Genomic DNA, 17,607 nt, shown 5'->3' on the forward strand with positions numbered 1-17,607 from the left:
TCAAATTTCCGCGGCGAAGAATGCACTGACCGAAAAGCTCTTGAGAGGAAAACATGCAGTTCAAGCACGTCACGCTCGATTTCGACGGGCCCGTCGCCGTCCTCACGCTCGATCATCAGGAGGTCATGAACGCGGTCTCGATCGACATGCTTGGCGGGCTCGCCGAGGCGCTCGACGAGATCGAGGAGAAGAAGGCCGAGGTGCGCTGCCTGGTCGTAACCGGCGCGGGGCGAGCGTTCTGCACCGGTGCCAATCTGCAGGGCCGCAATGCGCAGGCCAAGCCCGGCCGCAGCAATGCCGGCGCCGCGCTCGAGACCGCCTTTCATCCGTTCCTGCGCCGCTTGCGCAATCTGCATTGCCCGATCGTGACGTCGGTCAACGGCCCGGCCGCCGGTGCTGGCATGAGCTTCGCGCTGATGGGCGACATGATCCTGTGCGCGAAGTCCGCGTATTTCCTGCAAGCCTTCCGCCGCATCGGTCTCGTTCCCGACTGCGGCTCGACCTGGCTGTTGCCGCGCCTCGTCGGCAAGGCGCGCGCGATCGAGCTGTCGCTGCTCGGCGAGAAGCTGCCGGCCGAGACGGCGCTGCAATGGGGCCTCGTCAACCGCGTCTATGACGATGCGGCCCTCAAGGAGGAAACGATGAAGCTCGCGCACGAGCTCGCCAGCGGGCCGACGGTGGCGCTGGCGCAGATCCGCAAGCTTTACTGGGACAGCCCGGAGAACTCGTTCGAGGAGCAGCTCAACGCCGAATTCCAGTCGCAGCGCATCGCGGGCAGCACGTCGGATTTCAAGGAGGGCGTCACCGCGTTCCTCGAAAAGCGCCCGGCCAAGTTCAAGGGCCAATGATCGAGGCCGAGCTGTCGCGCTGCGTCGCCTCGTTCATGCCGGGGGCGACCGGCGTGCGCGGCGCCGCGAAACTCTCCGGCGGCGCCAGCCAGGAGACGTGGCGCTTCGACATCGTCCATCCCGGTGGTGATGTCGGCGCCATCCTGCGCCGCTCGCCGAAGGGCTACGGCGCCGCGCCCGGGCGTGCCGCCGGGCTCGACAACGAGGCGGCGCTGATGCGGCTCGCTTGTGCGGCCGGCGTGCCGTCGCCCGAGGTACTGCACGTGCTACGGCCGGAGGACGATCTCGGCGCCGGTTTCATCATGCGCCGCGTCGAGGGCGAGACCATCGCGCGCAAGATCCTGCGCGATGCCGAATTCGCCGAGGCGCGGCCGCGCCTCGCGCGCCAGCTCGGCGGCATCGCTGCCGGCATCCACGGGATTCGACGCGAGACGCTGCCCGCGTTGCGCGAGATGAACGCGACCAGGGAGATCGCGGAGCTCGCGCGCGAATATCAAAGCTTCGACTGGCCGCGCCCGGTGTTCGATCTCGCGCTGCGCTGGCTGTCGCACAACGATCCCGGCCCCTCGGCGGAGGTGACGCTGGTGCATGGCGATTTCCGCAACGGCAATCTCATCATCGGCCCCGACGGGGTGCGCGCTGTGCTCGACTGGGAGCTCGCCCATCTCGGCGATCCCATGGAGGATCTCGGCTGGATCTGCGTCAACTCCTGGCGCTTCGGCGAGATCGACAAGCCCGTCGGCGGCTTTGGCTCGCGCGAGGAGCTGTACGCGGGCTACGAGGCCGCTGGCCGCACGGTCGATGCCGGCAGGGTGAAGTTCTGGGAGGTCATGGGCACGTTGCGCTGGGGCGTGATGTGTTGCGGCATGATGCAGCGGTTTCGCTTGGGTCCCGACCACTCGATGGAGCGCGCCATGATCGGCCGCCGCGCGTCGGAGACAGAGATCGATCTGCTGCGGCTCTTGGCGCCGCGAGGAGAGGGCTGATGCAGGACGAACCGACGCCGACGGAGCTGGTGAAGGCGGTCGCGGATTTCCTGCGCACCGACATCGCGCCGCAGATTTCGGGACACCAGGCGTTCAAGCTCAGGGTCGGCATCAACGCGCTCGATCTTGTGGTGCGGCAGCTGACGCAGGCCGCACCGGCGGAGGCTGCGGAGCATGCGCGGTTGAGGGAGTTGCTGGGACAGGACGTTGCCTTGCTTGATCTCAACCGCATGCTGGCGGAGCAGATTGCAAGTGGCGCCGTCGATCTCGCGACGCCGGGGCTGAAGGAACACCTCTGGCAGACCACACTCGACAAGCTCGCCGTCGACCAGCCGAACTACGCCTCCTACAAGCGCGAAGCGGGGAGAGGCCAAGATGGCGCCTAATTCTCCGCCGTCATTGCGAGGAGCGTCAGCGACGAAGCAATCCAGATTCTTTCTGCAAAGGCAGTCTGGATTGCTTCGCTTCGCTCGCAATGACGGTGGTGAGAGCGGAGCAGGTCCGTCCACCACCTCAGCTGTCATTCCGGGATGCGCCGCAAGGCGCAGGCCCGGAATCCATACTCCCGATCGTGGTTATCGATCCCGCCCTCACGACTGCGTCGCGCCCCGGCATAACGAGCTCGGTGAGGCTCTATCGACCCAGCCATTTCGGCGGCCGCTTCTCCGAGAACGCCTTCGGTCCCTCAACGTAGTCCTGCGAGTGGATCATCGCCTGCACCGCCGCGTAGTCGCGCTGCTCGGTGATGGCCTGCTCCAGCGACACCGCGAGGCCCTTCTCGATCGCCTGTTTGGAGGCGCGGATCGACATCGGCGAGTTCTTGGCGATGGTGTCGGCCCAACGCTCCGCGGCCGCCAGCGCCTCGCCCTGCGGTACGACCTCGTTGACGAAGCCGAGCTCGTTGCCCTCGCGGGCGCCGACGTGGCGGCCGGTCAGGATCATGCCCATCGCGCGCTTCATGCCGATCTGGCGCGGCAGCCGCTGCAGCCCGCCGGCGAGCGCGGCGAGGCCGACGCGCGGCTCGGGCAACGCGAAGGTCGCATTCTCCGAGGCGATGATCAGGTCGCAGGCCAGCGCGATCTCGAAGCCGCCGCCCATCGCAACGCCGTTGACGGCCGCGATCAGCGGCTTGTCGCAATCGAAGCGCGAGGTCAGTCCGCCGAAGCCGCTTTTGCCCCAGCCGCGCGCGCCGCCGGCCGCCTGCCATTTCAGATCGTTGCCGGCGCAGAATGCCTTGTCGCCCTCGCCGGTGACGATCGCCACCCATTGCTCGGGATCGGCGGCGAAGCCGTCGAACACGCGCTCGAGCTCGTAATGCGCCTCGATGTGCAGGGCGTTGTAGACCTCGGGGCGCGCCAGGGTAACGATCGTGATCGGCCCCTTGCGCGTCACTCTCGAAAACTTCAGCTCCATCGGCCGTTCCTCCTGTTTTCTGATTGGTTGTCGCGCATCAGCTTAGCGCCTGCGCAGGTGTCGCAGTCATCCAAATACGCAACGGCGCTGCGCGCCACAAGCGCGCAACGGGAGGTCGCGCCCATCAGGACCAAGAACAACAACGAAACGCACAGGGAGACACGCCATGGATTTTTCCTTGCCGAAGGAATTGGTCGCCTACCTCGACGAGCTCGATCGCTTCATCGCCGCCGAGATCAAGCCGCTGGAGCAGGCCGACGACAACATCCGCTTCTTCGATCATCGTCGCGAATGGGCGCGCACCGATTTCGAGAATGGCGGCCTGCCGCGGCATGAGTGGGAGCAGCTGCTGCGCAAGGCCAAGGACCGTGCCGACGCGGCCGGCCATCTGCGCTTTGCGATCCCGAAGCGCTACGGCGGCAAGGACGGCTCGAACCTCTGGATGGCGGTGATCCGCGAGCATTTCGCCTCGAAGGGCCTCGGCCTGCACAACGATCTGCAGAACGAGCATTCGATCGTCGGCAATCTGCCGATCGTCACCATGCTCGACCGCTATGGCCGCGACGACCAGAAGGCGATGATCGACGGCTCGATCACCGGCAAGTACCGCATCACGTTCGGTCTCACCGAGCCGCATCACGGCTCGGACGCAACCCACATGGAAACCAAGGCGGAGCCGGCCACTCGCGACAACGTCAAGGGCTGGCTGATCAACGGCGAGAAGATGTGGACGACCGGCATGCACGTCGCCACGCATTGCGCATTGTTTGCGCGCACCTCGGGCAAGGACGGCGATGCCCGCGGCATCACCTGCTTCCTGGTGCCGGCCAAGAGCGAGGGCGTCAAGGTCGAGGAGTATCTCTGGACCTTCAACATGCCGACCGACCATCCGCGGGTCAGCTTCACCGACGTGTTCGTGCCGGAGGATGCGCAGTTCGGCGAAGTCGGGCGCGGCCTGTCGCTGGCGCAGTGCTTCGTGCACGAGAACCGCATCCGGCAGGCGGCGAGCTCGCTCGGTGCGGCCGTATTCTGCATCAATGAGAGCGTGAACTATGCGCGTGAGCGCAAACCGTTCGGGAAGGCGCTGGCCGAGAACCAGGCGATCCAGTGGCCGCTGGTCGAGCTGGCGACGCAGGCCGAGATGCTGCGGCTGCTGATCCGCAAGACCGCCTGGGAGATGGACCAGCTCACCCAGGCGCAGGTCGAGCACACACTCTCCGACAAGGTCTCGATGTGCAACTACTGGGCTAACCGTCTGTGCTGCGAGGCGGCCGATCGCGCCATCCAGGTTCATGGCGGCATGGGCTATTCGCGCCACAAGCCGTTTGAGCACATCTACCGCCACCACCGCCGCTACCGCATCACCGAAGGCAGCGAGGAGATCCAGATGCGCAAGGTGGCGGGCTTCCTGTTCGGGTATATGGGGGTGAACAAGAGGTGAGGCGGTTGTAGTTGGAAGGCGGCCATCGTGAGCGTCAGCCAGCAATCCAGACCTTGTTGTTTGGCCCCTGGATTGCTTCGGCGCAAGGGCGCCTCGCAATGACGGCGTGGAAGGAGCGTACCCTCTCTCCACGCCATCGCGAGCGTGGCGAAGCGATCCAGAATGTCTCAGCGAGCACCTCGTTCTTGATCAATTCACCTGCCGATCCTTGCCCGCCCAGTACGGGTCGCGCAGATTCCGCCGCAGGATCTTGCCGGACGGGTTGCGCGGCAGGGCGTCGAGGAAGTCGACGCTCTTCGGCGTCTTGAAGCCGGCGATGCGGGTGCGGGTGAAATTGATGATGTCGGTCTCGGTGGCGCGCTTGCCGGGCTTCATCACGACGATCGCCTTGACGGCCTCGCCCCATTTGTCGTCGGGAATGCCGATCACGGCGGCCTCGGCGACATCGGGGTGGTCGCAGATCGCGCTCTCGACCTCGGCCGGATAGATGTTCTCGCCGCCGGAGATGATCATGTCCTTGATGCGGTCGTGGATGTAGACGTAGCCGTCCTCATCCATGTAGCCGGCATCACCCGTGCGCAGCCAGCCGTCCTTGCCGAGCGTGCGTGCGGTCGCCTCCGGCAGGTTCCAGTAGCCGGTCATGTTGGAGCCGGAGCGGGTGGCGATCTCGCCGACCTGCCGCGGCGGCAGCGGGTTGCCCGAGGGATCGATGATCGCGACTTCGACGCCCGGCAGCGGCTTGCCGGCCGAGCGCATCCGCTCCAGCCCTTCGACGTGATCCTCGGGCGGCAGCGCGATGATGGTGCCCGTGGTCTCGGTCATGCCGTACATCTGCACGAAGCCGCATTTGAACACCTCGATGCATTCCTTCAGCAGCGCCGCCGGGATCGGCGAGGCGCCGTAGAGCATGTATTTGAGCCGCGAGAAGTCGACCTGCCGCGCTCGCGGCTGCCGGACCACGAACTGCATCGCGGCGGGCACCATGAACAGCTTGGTGATGCCGGACTGTTCGAAGAAGTCGAGGATCTTCGTGGGATCGAACTCGCGCGCGATCACGCCGCGGGCGCCGTGGTAGAGGCTCATCAGGCCCCAGCCGGAGCCGCCGATGTGGAAGATCGGCATCGCGATCAGCGAGACGTCGTCGGTCGTCCATTTATTCCAGTCCGGCTTCTCCTCGGGATTGCCGGTGTTGACGAGGTTGAGGAAGTTGGCGTGCGACAGCATCGCGCCTTTCGGCTTGCCGGTGGTACCGGAGGTGTAGAGCTGCAGCGCGATGTCCTTCGGCGTGATCGCCTCGCCGGGAGCGTCGGCGCTTTGCGCGTCGCGCCAAGCCGTGTAGTCCTGCCATTCCGGCGCGCCGCCTTCGGTGGTGATGATGTGCCGCACGCTCGGAATCTGGTCGCGGATGTTGCGGATCATCGTGACGAACTCGGGACCGACGAACAGGGCAGGCGCCTTGCAGTCCTCGACGATGAAGGCGACCTCGGGACCGGCGAGGCGCCAGTTTACCGGCGCCATGACGACGTTGGCCTTCATGGCGCCGACCAGCAGCTCGAAATAGATGTCGCTGTTCTTGCCGAAATAGGCGATCCGCTCATGCGGCTTGATGCCGATCGCCTTCAGCGCGTTGGCAACCTGGTTGGTCTTGCGGTCGAATGCGGCGAAGCTGGTGAGGCGGCCTTCGAACTCATAGGCAGTGGCGGAGCCAAGCGCTTCCGCCTGCCTGCGCACGACGTCGACGAGCGTCGACGCTGCCGTCGTGACGGACATGTTTCCCCTCCGATTGCGTCTTGTTCTTTGTTCGATGTCTTGTCGTGGTCCTCGCCCCGGATTGCGCCGGAGCAAGCATCTCTCGATCAGTCTACAGGGAGCAGGTCGCCGATCAACAGGGTGATTGAGCCATCAGCTCGTGCGCGTCGCGCGATCCTTTTCGTTCTGCGCCTTGATCGACTCCTTGGCCTTGGTCCAGTCGTCGTCGCTCCAGTCGCGCAGCTGATAGAAGTTGCCGCCCATCGCCAGCGCCTGGGCACCGTCCATCGCGATTGTCTCGCCGTTGATCCAGTTGCAGCCGCCGGAGATCAGGAACACCGCGAGGTTCTGCAGCTCCTCCATGGTGCCGACGCGACCCATCGGGTTCATCGCCTTGGTCCGCGCGCCGGCCTCGTCACCGGGCTTGATGCGCTTGCTCATGCCTTCGGTCGGGATTTCGCCGGGCGCGATGGTGTTGAGGCGGATGCCGTAGCGGCCCCATTCAGTCGCGAGCGACATCGTCATGGCGTGGATCGCCGACTTGCTCATCGCCGACGGCACCACGTAAGGCGAGCCGTTGCGCACCCAGGTTACCGTGATCGACACGACGTTGCCCGGCTGCTTCGCGGCGATCCAGCGCTTGCCGACGGCGTGCGTCACGTAGAACGTGCCGTGCATCACGATGTTGGCGACGGCATCGAAGCCGCGCGGGCTCAATTCCTCGGTGCGGGAAATGAAGTTGCCGGCCGCGTTGTTGATGAGGTCGGTGAGACCGCCTTCCTGGAAGATGGCCTCGATCATGTCCTCCACCGCCATGGCATTGCGGATGTCGACGCCATGGCTGGTCACTCGGCCGCCGTAGAGGTCCATCAGTTCGGTCGCGGTCTCGTCGCAGACGATTTTCCGCCGGCCGCAAATATGCACTTCGGCGCCGAGTTGCAGGAAGCGTGCAGCCATCGCTTTGCCAAGGCCCGTGCCGCCGCCGGTCACCAGAATGCGTCGACCTTCGAGGAGATTGTCCTTGAACATGGGAGTTTCCGCCTGACATGTTGTGAGTTAATTGGTCGATTGACTAAATCGCTCCGACAGCCTTCTGTAAAGTCACAAAGACATCCGTAGGGAGACCGTTCGATGGACAACCGCCTCGCGATCGAGATCAAGGACGGCGTCGCCGATGTTCGCCTGGTTCGCGCCGACAAGATGAATGCGTTGGACATGGAGATGTTCGAGGCGCTGGTCGCGGCGACCGACCGGCTGTCGAAGGAGAAGGGCCTGCGGGCGGTGGTGCTGTCCGGCGAGGGCCGCGCGTTCTGCGCTGGTCTCGACATGGGCCGCTTCGCGGCGATGAAAGATTCCGGCGGCAACGGCATACCCGGCGGCGAGAAGCGCGACCTCACCGTTCGCACCCACGGCAAGGCCAACTTCGCGCAGCAGGCGGTATGGGGCTGGCGGCAGTTGCCGGTGCCGGTGATTGCTGCAGTGCATGGCGTCGCCTATGGCGGCGGCTTCCAGCTCGCACTCGGCGCCGACATGCGCTACGTCGCGCCGGACACCAAGATGTCGATCATGGAGATCAAGTGGGGTCTGGTGCCCGACATGGCGGGCACGCCGATCCTGGCCACCCTGATGCGCGACGACATCCTGCGCGAGCTGACCTACACCGGCCGGGTGTTCTCGCCGGAGGAAGGCCAGTCCTACGGCCTCGTCACCCGCATCTGCGCCGATCCGCGCGCGGCTGCGCTGGAGACCGCGCGTGAGATCGCCGGCAAGAATCCGGATGCGATCCGCGCCGCCAAGCGGATGCTGAACAATCTCTCGGTCGATCCGGGGCCGGCGCTGCTCGCCGAATCGGTCGAGCAGCAGAAGCTGATCGGCAGCCCGAACCAGCTCGAATCGGTGCGCGCCAACATCGAGAAGCGCGCGCCGAAGTTTGCGGATTGAGTCCGTCATTCCGGGATGCTCCGAAGGAGTAGGCCCGGAATCTCGAGATTCTCCGGTGCGCAACTGCGCACCTGAGTTCGATGCTCCGCGCAAAACGGCACCGCCGTTTGTCGCGGCGCATCGCCCCGGATTGATGGCGGAAACTCAAACCGACGCCAGATCGGATAACAAAGAAAATGGAAACGTCCTCCCTGTTCTGCGGCATCATCTCCGGCGAGCGCCGGCGCAGCCACGCCGAAATCGCCGACCGCACCGCGCGGATCGCCAGCGGCCTCGCGCAGCTCGGCGTACGCCAGGGCGATTGCGTCTGCATGCTGATGCGCAACGACATCGCCTTCATCGAGGCGGCCTATGGCGCGATGCGGCTGGGCGCCTATGGCGTGCCGGTGAACTGGCACTTCAAGCCGGAGGAGATCGACTACATCCTCAAGGACTCCGCGACGCGCGTGCTGATCGGTCACGCCGATCTGCTGCATCAGCTCGCCGGTGCGATACCGGCCGATGTCACGGCGCTCAGCGTGCCCACGCCGCCGGAGATCCTGTCCAACTACAAGATCGGTGCGGATCTGCTCGCAACACCGGAGTTCGCGACCGACCTGGAAAGCTGGCTGACACAGCAGAGCCCTTACGAAGGGCCGCAGGTGCCGCAGCCGCAGAACATGATCTACACCTCCGGCACGACCGGTCATCCCAAGGGCGTCCGCCGCAGTGCGCCGACGGTGGAGCAGGCCGCCTCGGCCGAGCGCATGCGCGCGTTGATCTACGGGCTGAAGCCGAACGCGCGCGCGCTGCTGCCGGGGCCGCTGTATCATTCGGCGCCGAACGCCTTCGGCCTGCGGGCGGGCCGGCTCGGCGGCGCGCTGGTGCTGATGCCGCGCTTCGAGCCGGAGGCGTTTCTCGACGTCATCCAGACAGAGCGGATCGATACCATCTTCATGGTGCCGACCATGTTCATCCGGCTGATGAAGCTGCCGGAGGAGGTTCGCCGCCGCTACGACGTCTCGTCGTTGCGCCATGTCATTCACGCTGCCGCGCCGTGCCCGGCCGACGTCAAGCGCGCGATGATCGACTGGTGGGGGCCGGTCATCTACGAGTTCTACGGCTCGACCGAATCCGGTGCCGTGACCTTCGCGACCTCCGAGGACGCGCTGCGCAAGCCCGGCACCGTCGGCAAGGTCTCGCCGGGCGCGGAGCTGCGCTTTCTCGGCGAGGACGGTCGCATCCTGCCGCAGGGCGAGATCGGCGAGATCTATTCGCGCATCGCGGGCAATCCGGATTTCACCTATCACAACAAGCCGGAGAAGCGTGCCGAGATCGACCGCGACGGCTTCATCACCTCGGGCGATGTCGGCTACATCGATGCCGAGGGCTACGTCTTCCTGTGCGACCGCAAGCGCGACATGGTGATCTCTGGCGGCGTAAACATCTATCCCGCCGAGATCGAAGCCGTGCTGCATGCCGTGCCCGGCGTGCATGATTGCGCCGTGTTCGGCATCCCAGATGCCGAGTTCGGAGAAGCCCTGATGGCCGTGGTCGAGCCGCAGCCGGGCGTGACGCTTGACATTGGGGAGATGAGGGCCCGGCTGAGAGCGTCGCTGGCCGATTACAAGGTGCCCAAGCACATCGAGATCCACGAGAAGCTGCCGCGCGAGGACTCCGGCAAGATCTTCAAGCGGCGGCTGCGCGATCCCCATTGGGAGCAGGCGGGGCGGAAAATATGATGATGGGCCCGCACTTGGCGGCGAAAGGAGGCGAGACCGACATTGAATAGGGCAGGCGACGCCTCTTTCTTGATCTTGCGCTGCGGTATAGATACGGCAGACTGACCCGTAAATGGGCAGCTGCTGGAGAGCGCATCCATGTCGCCGCAAGCCATGACAGAGGAAATCCGTCCCAACCGCGCCGCCGAGGCGCAGGCCATGGAGGAGGACGCGCGGCTCCGGGACGATATCCGGCTGCTCGGCCGCATCCTCGGCGATACCGTCCGCGACCAGGAAGGCGCCGAATTGTTCGACCTCGTCGAGCGCATCCGCCAGACCTCGGTGCGCTTCCACCGCGACGAGGACCGCCAGGCGCGGCGCGAGCTGGAGCAGATCCTCGACGGCATGACGACGGCTGAGACGGTCCGCATCGTCCGCGCCTTCAGCTATTTCTCGCACCTCGCCAACATTGCCGAGGACCAGAACAACATCCGACGCATGCGTGCCAGGAGCGACTCCAATGGCGGGTCCGGCATGCTGGCGGCGACGCTCGCTCACGCCAAATCCGCCGGGTTCGAGGCTTCCGATCTGCGCAAGTTCTTCTCGACGGCGCTGGTCAGTCCGGTCCTGACCGCGCACCCGACCGAGGTGCGGCGCAAGAGCACGATGGATCGCGAGATGGAGATCGCGATGCTGCTCGACCGCCGCGAGCGGATGCAGTTGACGCCGGACGAGCGCGAGGCCAATGACGAGGCGCTGCGCCGCGCCGTGCTGACCTTGTGGCAGACCAACCTGCTGCGCCGGACCAAGCTGACGGTGCTCGACGAGGTCACCAACGGCCTGTCGTTCTACGACTACACGTTTCTGCGTGAGGTGCCGCGTCTGCTGTGCTCGCTCGAGGATCGGCTCAATGACGGAGCGGAGGTGGCAGGCGATCTCGCCTCGTTCCTGCGAATGGGGAGCTGGATCGGCGGCGACCGGGACGGCAATCCGTTCGTCACCGCCGAGGTGATGCGCGGGACGCTCAAGCTGCAATCCAGCCTGGCGCTGCACTACTATCTCGAGGAACTGCATCTGCTCGGCAGCGAGCTGTCCATCGCCGCGCATCTCGCCGATGTCTCCGAGGAGCTGCGTGCGCTGGCCGAGCGCTCGCCGGACACGTCGCCGCATCGTCGCGGCGAGCCATATCGTCTGGCGGTGTCCGGCATCTATGCGCGCTTGGCGGCGACGGCGAAGAAGCTCGGTATCCAGATCAGCCGCCTTCCCGTGGCGGCGGTGGCGCCTTACGACAGCGTCAAGCAGATGCAGGATGATCTCGACGTGCTGCATCACTCGCTGATCGCCAACAATGCCGAGGTGATCGCCCGCGGGCGGCTGCGGCTGCTGCGGCGTGCCGTGGATTGCTTCGGCTTCCATCTGGCCCGGCTCGACATCCGCCAGAATTCGGCGGTGCACGAGCGCACCGTCGCCGAGCTGATCGACACCGCGATGCCCGGCATGTCCTATATGGCGCTGAGCGAGGATGCCAGGGTCGGCCTGCTTGTCAGCGAGCTGCGCAATGCGCGGCCGCTTGTGTCGCAATTCGTCAAGTACAGCGACGAGACCGTCGGCGAACTCGCGCTGTTCCGCGCCGCTGCCGAGGCGCACGCGACCTTCGGCGCCGACGTGATTCCCCAGTGCATCATCTCGATGTGCAAGGGCATGTCGGACATGCTCGAGGTGGCGCTGCTGCTCAAGGAGGTCGGCCTGATCGATCCATCGGGCCGCTGCGCCGTCAACATCGTGCCGCTGTTCGAGACGATCGAGGACCTGCAGGCCTCCAGCGGCATCATGGACCGCATGCTGGCGCTGCACGATTACCGCCGCCTGGTCGACAGCCGCGGCGCCGTGCAGGAGGTCATGCTCGGCTATTCCGACAGCAACAAGGACGGCGGTTTCGTCACCTCGGGCTGGGAGCTCTACAAGGCGGAGATCGGCCTCGTCGACATCTTCGAGCGCCACGGCATCCGGCTCAGGCTGTTCCACGGCCGCGGTGGATCGGTCGGCCGCGGCGGCGGACCGAGCTACGACGCCATCATCGCCCAGCCGGGCGGCGCGGTGAACGGCCAGATCCGCATCACCGAGCAGGGCGAGATCATCTCCAGCAAATATTCCAACGCCGAGGTCGGACGTAACAATCTGGAAATTCTCGCCGCCGCGACGCTCGAGGCCAGCCTGCTGCATCCGCGGCAGCCGGCGCCGAAGCGCGAATATCTCACCGCGATGGACCGGCTCTCGGAGCTCGCGTTCAAGGCCTATCGCGGCCTGGTCTACGAGACCGACGGCTTCGTCGACTATTTCTGGGCCTCGACCGTCATCAACGAGATCGCGACCTTGAACATCGGCAGCCGCCCGGCCTCGCGCAAGAAAACCCGCGCGATCGAGGACCTGCGTGCGATCCCCTGGGTGTTCTCCTGGGCGCAGTGCCGGCTGATGCTGCCGGGCTGGTACGGCTTCGGCAGCGCGGTCGAGACCTGGATCGCGGAAAATCCGGAGCAGGGCATGCCGTTCCTGCGCGAACTTTATCAGGAATGGCCGTTCTTCCGCATGCTGCTGTCGAACATGGACATGGTGCTCGCCAAGAGCTCGATCGCCATAGCCTCGCGCTATGCCGAGCTGGTCCCGGACGAGGCCCTGCGCGAAAAGATCTTCGGCCGCATCCGGCGCGAATGGAATCTGGTGATCGAGACTTTGCTCGACATCACGGGGCAGGAGCGGCTGCTGCAGGGCAACCCGCTGCTGGAGCGCTCGGTGCGCAACCGCTTTCCCTATCTCGATCCGCTCAACCACGTGCAGGTCGAGCTGCTCAAGGAGCATCGCGCGCAGAACCCGGACGAGCAGGTGCTGCGCGGGATTCAACTAACGATCAACGGCATCTCGGCGGGGTTGAGAAATACGGGATGAGGGCGAGTGGCGAGTAGCGAATAGAGGGTCTATTCGCTACTCCCTATTCGCCATTCGCTATCTTCAGGGCTTCAGCGCACCCTGCGCACTCGTATAGACCGCATAGAGCGACGTCGAGCCGCAGATGTAGAGCCGATTACGCTGCTGGCCGCCGAAGCACAGATTGGCGACGGTTTCCGGAATGTGAATCTTGCCCAGCAACGTTCCGTCCGGGGCATAGCAACGTACGCCGTCCTCGTTCGGATCGCCCCAGCCGACCGAGCACCAGACCCGCCCGTCGCGATCACATCGGACGCCGTCGGAGATGCTGGGCTTAGGCATTTCGGCGAAGACCTTGCTGTTCGCCAGCTTGCCGGCGGCGTGATCGACGTCGAACACGCGGATATGCGCGGGATTGTCGGGCCCGTCGGTGAAGCCAGTGTCGATGACGTAAAGCTTCGTTTCGTCGGGTGAGAAGGCGAGCCCATTGGGCTCGACGAAGTCGTCGGCAACGACCTTGACCTCTCCCGATTTCGGATCGACCCGATAGACATTGTGCTTGTCCTGCTCGGGCGCCGCCTTGAGGCCCTCATAGAAGCCACCGATGCCGTAGACCGGATCGGTGAACCATATTGCGCCGTCGGCCGCGACCACTGCATCGTTCGGCGAATTCAATCGCTTTCCATTATAGCTGTCGGCGATGATCGTGATCGAGCCATCGAGCTCGGTGCGAGTGACCCGCCGACCGCTATGTTCACACGTGATCAGCCGTCCTTCTCGATCGATGGTGTTGCCGTTGGAATTCATCGACGGCTGCCGATAGACGCTGAGGTGACCATCGTCCTCGGAGAACCGCATGATGCGATTGTTCGGGATGTCGCTGAACAGCAGATAGCGACCGGCGGCAAAATAGACCGGGCCTTCGGCCCAGCGCATTCCGGTCGCGACGCGTTCTACGGCCATCGTGCCCGCGAAGGCCGGAAACTCCGCCGGCCCGAATGACAGCTTGGGCTTTTTCGACGACTCCAGGTGAGAGTCCGGATAGCGGCTGCCCGGCAAGGGACCGAGAGGCAGCGGATCTGTCGAGATTGTCGGTGCCCCGGTCTGGCCGAAGGGCGTGACGGTTGCAGCCGATGCTGACGTCACGGTTGCCGCGGCAGCGGCGAATGCCGCGGCTCCTTTCAGCAATCTGCGCCTGTCGAAGCCATCTGCTCCGACCAGCGAGTTCTGCGCGACGTCGTGTCGTGGAGTCGTCATATGTGTCCTCCCATTTTTTTGTTGGGAGGCGACCATACGACAGAATCGTGGCGACGTACGGGTCGTCTCGATAAAAAACAACTTGAGAGTGTGTGCGCTGCGAATGGACTTTGCGCGCTGCAAATCTCAGATCGGGTCCCAGCCGAACACGTCGGCGGAACGATCGAGCTTGTAGAACGACGGCTTCAGTGCCGGCATGCCATGCTCCGCAATGGTCTGCGGCGTCCAGCCTTCGCCGCGGTGCACCGAGCGCAATGGGCGCGACTGGCTCATCAGGAAGATCTCGTTCATGCGAACGGCGAAGATCTGGCCGGTGACGTCTTTCGAGGCATCGCCGAGCAGATAGGCGACGACGGGCGCGATCTTCTCGGGCCCCATCCGCTTCATGCGTTCGACGCGTTCCTTCTCGGCCTCGGTCTCCGCCGGGATGGTGCCGATCATTCGGCTCCAGGCAAACGGCGAGACGCAATTGGAACGCACGTTGAAGCGGCCCATGTCGAGCGCGATCGACTTCGACAGGCCGACGATGCCGAGCTTCGCCGCGGCGTAATTGGCCTGGCCATAATTGCCGATCAGGCCCGAAGTCGAGGTGAAATGGACGAAGGAGCCGCTCTCCTGCTCGCGGAACAGCCGCGCGGCGGAGTGAGCGACATAGAACGACCCCATCAGGTGCACCTTGATGACGGCTTCGAACGCCTCGATGCTCATCTTGTGGAAGATCATGTCGCGCAGGATGCCGGCATTGTTGACCACGCCGTCGAGCTTGCCGAAGTGGTCGGTCGCGGCCTTCACGATCTTGCTGGCCGGGATCGCTTCGGACACGCTCTCGAAATTCGCCACCGCCGTGCCGCCGCGCTTCTTGATTTCCTCGACCACTTCCTCCGCCGGCGCTGCGCTGGTGCCCGAGCCGTCGGAGGCGACGCCGGGATCGTTGACCACGATCTTGGCGCCTTCGGCGGCGCACAGCAGCGCGATCTCGCGCCCGATGCCGCGGCCGGCGCCGGTGACGATGACGACTTTGTCCTGCAGCGATTTGGTCATGAGAGGTTCTCCTTAGCGTGATGTGCTGTTCATCCTGCCCCGTTTGCGTCAGGGCTATTGCATTTGACGAGACGGCTCAGATCAGCCGGGCTGCCTGCCAATATGTTGCTCCGTCATGCCCGGGCTTGTCCCGGGCATCCACGTCGTTCCGAGGGCACCGGACGACGTGGATGGCCGGGACAAGCCCGGCCATGACGACAAAACGAAAGAGAGCGACCGGAACGGCGAGCGTCGTTACCTCTCGTTGGTGAAGATGATCGTCCCCGATGCGGCGAACATGCCGCCGACGCCGTGGCACACCGAGATCTTGGCTCCTGGTACCTGCGCCGGGGCGATGCCACGCATCTGGCGCACGCTCTCCTGCAACGCATACATGCCGTACATGCCCGAATGCATGTAGGATAGGCCGCCGCCGTTGGTGTTGAGCGGCAGCTTGCCGCCTGGCCGTGTGTGACCGGCTGCGATGAACGGCCCGGTCTCCTCATGCGGCATGAAGCCGAGATCACCGAGACCGAACAGCGGCAGATGCGCGAACGCGTCGTAGATCATGAGATGGTCGACGTCGGCATGGCCGATGCCGGCCTCCTTGAAGGCGAGGGGGCCCGCGACCTTGAAGGCGCGCGATGAATTGAACGTCTCCATCTGGCTGACCATCGGCGTCTCCACGCTTTCGCCGGTGCCGAGAACATAGACTGGCCTCTGCGGAAAATCCTTGGCGCGATCGGCCGAGGTCAGGATCAGCGCGCCGCCGCCATCGGTGACGAGGCAGCATTGCAGCAGCCGGAACGGGTAGGCGATCATGCGCGAGTTCAGCACGTCCTCGACGGTGATCGGGTCCTTCATCATCGCGCGCGGGTTCTTTGCCGCCCATTCGCGCTGTACGACGGCAACCATCGCCAACTGCTCATGGGTGATGCCGTACGTCTTCATGTAGCGCAGCACGGGGATCGGGAACATGCTGGGCGGCCCTGAGATGCCGAACGGCGCCTCGAACTGGCCCTGCAGGCTGTCCGGCGGGATCGAGCGCGGCAGCTTGCCGATCATCGATTTGCCGCTCTCGGCGTGGGTGATCAGCACGGTCTTGCATAGGCCGGCCTCGATCGCAGCCGCGGCGTGGCGGACATGCAGCATGAAGGAGCAGCCGCCGACCGAGGTGCCATCGACCCAGGTCGGCGTGATGCCGAGATAATGACAGATCTGCTGCGGCGTCTCGACCGCGGTGGCGAAGCCGTCGATGTCCGACAGCTTGAGCCCGGCATCGGCGATGGCATTCAGCGCCGCGTCCGCATGCAGCTGGATCTGCGACATCGTCGGGATGATTCCGAGCTCGGTGGTCTCGGCCGCGCCGACCACGGCCACCTGGTTTCGACGCATGGCGCTATCCTTTCGCCGGCCGGAACAGGGGCAGGGTGATCTGCTCGTCCATTTTCTCGAATGTGACTTCGAGGGCCATGTCGAGCTCCAATGCCTCCGGTGTCTGCGGGCAGCCCGTGATGTTGCTCATCATGCGCGGGCCCTCTTCGAGCGCCACGACGGCAATGGCGTAGGGCGGCGTGAAGCCGGGCGCAGGGGGACGATGGTTGATGACGTAGCTGTAGAGCGTGCCTTTGCCCGTGGCCTTGAAGACGCTGACCTTGCGGCTGGCGCAGGCCGGACAGAATGGGCGCGGCGGGAAGTAGACGTGGGCACAGGCGTCGCAGCGCTGCAGCCGCAATTCGCCGGCGCGGGTACCGTCCCAGAAATGCTGCGTCTCGGGTGTCGGTTTGGGGCGTGCACGCATAGGCTCGGCCATCCCGGTTGATCCTCCCTGCGGCGGGCTCCGTCGCCCGCTCCTTTGCATCCGTGATGCGCCATTTGACGCAGACGCGTCAACGGTCCATCACGCCACGCATGCGGCCCTCCGGGAGGCGCAGAGGTGTTTGGACGGCAATTGCCGCCTGATGAAAATTGGTCTTTGATGCTGGGAGTATGATCGGAGCCGAGATGAAGCTGCGTGACATCGCCCATTCCAGAACCGGCGACAAGGGTGACACCTCGAACATCTCGGTCATCGCCTACGACCCCAAGGATTACCCGCTGTTGCTCGCACAAGTCACGGCCGAGCGGGTGAAGGCGCACTTCGCCGGCATTGTCCAGGGCGAGGTGGTCCGCTATGAGCTGCCCAACATTGCGGCGCTGAATTTCGTGATGAGCCGGGCGCTCGGCGGCGGGGTCACCCGGTCGCTCGCGCTGGATGCGCACGGCAAGTCGCTGAGTTCCGCGCTGCTCGATCTGGACATCGCGGCCGATGCCGCAGACACGCTATAGGA

Annotated in this window: 15 protein-coding genes; 8 read left to right on the plus strand and 7 right to left on the minus strand. The window is 64.9% G+C overall.

The genetic code is table 11. The annotated features are described in order from the left end of the window. Positions 1-53: 53 nt before the first annotated feature. The 3 genes from QW887_RS11890 to QW887_RS11900 are packed head-to-tail and all read left to right on the plus strand — an operon-like array spanning position 54 to position 2,220. Complete coding sequence (locus tag QW887_RS11890) at positions 54-848, plus strand: enoyl-CoA hydratase/isomerase (RefSeq protein WP_315714937.1); 795 nt, start codon at positions 54-56, stop codon at positions 846-848. Further along, positions 845-1,834, plus strand: a complete 990-nt coding sequence (locus QW887_RS11895; RefSeq protein ID WP_315714936.1) for a phosphotransferase family protein — start codon at positions 845-847, stop codon at positions 1,832-1,834. The genes QW887_RS11890 and QW887_RS11895 overlap by 4 nt, the downstream gene beginning before the upstream one ends. After that, positions 1,834-2,220 carry a DUF6285 domain-containing protein gene (locus QW887_RS11900; protein ID WP_315714935.1) on the plus strand — a complete coding sequence of 129 codons (387 nt, stop codon included), beginning with the start codon at positions 1,834-1,836 and terminating at the stop codon, positions 2,218-2,220. The genes QW887_RS11895 and QW887_RS11900 overlap by 1 nt, the downstream gene beginning before the upstream one ends. Positions 2,221-2,467: 247 nt before the next feature. On the opposite strand, the gene QW887_RS11905 is transcribed toward QW887_RS11900, so the two are convergent. Further along, complete coding sequence (locus tag QW887_RS11905; RefSeq protein ID WP_315714934.1) at positions 2,468-3,247, minus strand: enoyl-CoA hydratase-related protein; 780 nt, start codon at positions 3,245-3,247, stop codon at positions 2,468-2,470. A gap of 166 nt (positions 3,248-3,413) precedes the next feature. On the opposite strand from QW887_RS11905, the gene QW887_RS11910 reads away from it, so the two are divergent. Continuing rightward, positions 3,414-4,688 carry an acyl-CoA dehydrogenase family protein gene (locus QW887_RS11910; protein WP_316194554.1) on the plus strand — a complete coding sequence of 425 codons (1,275 nt, stop codon included), beginning with the start codon at positions 3,414-3,416 and terminating at the stop codon, positions 4,686-4,688. Positions 4,689-4,877: 189 nt separating this feature from the next. On the opposite strand, the gene QW887_RS11915 is transcribed toward QW887_RS11910, so the two are convergent. Together QW887_RS11915 and QW887_RS11920 are read right to left on the minus strand one after the other, a co-directional pair. After that, positions 4,878-6,458, minus strand: a complete 1,581-nt coding sequence (locus QW887_RS11915) for a fatty acid--CoA ligase (RefSeq protein ID WP_316164379.1) — start codon at positions 6,456-6,458, stop codon at positions 4,878-4,880. 132 nt (positions 6,459-6,590) lie between these two features. After that, positions 6,591-7,466: an SDR family oxidoreductase gene (locus QW887_RS11920; protein WP_315749193.1), complete on the minus strand. Its 876-nt coding sequence runs from the start codon at positions 7,464-7,466 to the stop codon at positions 6,591-6,593. Between the two features lie 102 nt (positions 7,467-7,568). On the opposite strand from QW887_RS11920, the gene QW887_RS11925 reads away from it, so the two are divergent. From QW887_RS11925 to ppc, 3 genes are all read left to right on the plus strand, one after another. Next, positions 7,569-8,378 carry a crotonase/enoyl-CoA hydratase family protein gene (locus QW887_RS11925; protein WP_315826366.1) on the plus strand — a complete coding sequence of 270 codons (810 nt, stop codon included), beginning with the start codon at positions 7,569-7,571 and terminating at the stop codon, positions 8,376-8,378. Between the two features lie 176 nt (positions 8,379-8,554). After that, on the plus strand, positions 8,555-10,099 hold the full coding sequence (locus QW887_RS11930) for an acyl-CoA synthetase (protein ID WP_316194555.1): 1,545 nt from the start codon (positions 8,555-8,557) through the stop codon (positions 10,097-10,099). A 138-nt stretch (positions 10,100-10,237) separates the two neighbouring features. Continuing rightward, positions 10,238-13,021 carry a phosphoenolpyruvate carboxylase gene (gene ppc, locus QW887_RS11935; protein WP_315714928.1) on the plus strand — a complete coding sequence of 928 codons (2,784 nt, stop codon included), beginning with the start codon at positions 10,238-10,240 and terminating at the stop codon, positions 13,019-13,021. 63 nt (positions 13,022-13,084) lie between these two features. On the opposite strand, the gene QW887_RS11940 is transcribed toward ppc, so the two are convergent. The 4 genes from QW887_RS11940 to QW887_RS11955 all read right to left on the minus strand — a co-directional run bounded on the left by QW887_RS11940 (position 13,085) and on the right by QW887_RS11955 (position 17,090). Then, positions 13,085-13,963 (minus strand): SMP-30/gluconolactonase/LRE family protein, encoded by an 879-nt coding sequence (locus QW887_RS11940; protein WP_315826482.1) that lies wholly within the window; start codon positions 13,961-13,963, stop codon positions 13,085-13,087. Between the two features lie 420 nt (positions 13,964-14,383). Further along, positions 14,384-15,298, minus strand: a complete 915-nt coding sequence (locus QW887_RS11945) for an SDR family oxidoreductase (RefSeq protein ID WP_316194556.1) — start codon at positions 15,296-15,298, stop codon at positions 14,384-14,386. A gap of 234 nt (positions 15,299-15,532) precedes the next feature. Then, entirely contained in the window at positions 15,533-16,672 is a 1,140-nt protein-coding gene (locus QW887_RS11950) for a thiolase C-terminal domain-containing protein (protein WP_316185188.1), read from the minus strand. Positions 16,673-16,676: 4 nt separating this feature from the next. Next, positions 16,677-17,090, minus strand: a complete 414-nt coding sequence (locus QW887_RS11955; RefSeq protein WP_315749201.1) for a Zn-ribbon domain-containing OB-fold protein — start codon at positions 17,088-17,090, stop codon at positions 16,677-16,679. A gap of 191 nt (positions 17,091-17,281) precedes the next feature. Between QW887_RS11955 and QW887_RS11960 the strand changes: the two genes are divergently transcribed. Then, positions 17,282-17,605, plus strand: a complete 324-nt coding sequence (locus tag QW887_RS11960) for a hypothetical protein (RefSeq protein WP_316188168.1) — start codon at positions 17,282-17,284, stop codon at positions 17,603-17,605. Positions 17,606-17,607 lie beyond the last annotated feature (2 nt).

It is taken from the genome of Bradyrhizobium sp. SZCCHNRI3052 (genome assembly GCF_032484895.1).
In the GTDB taxonomy this organism is placed as follows: Bacteria; Pseudomonadota; Alphaproteobacteria; order Rhizobiales; family Xanthobacteraceae; genus Bradyrhizobium.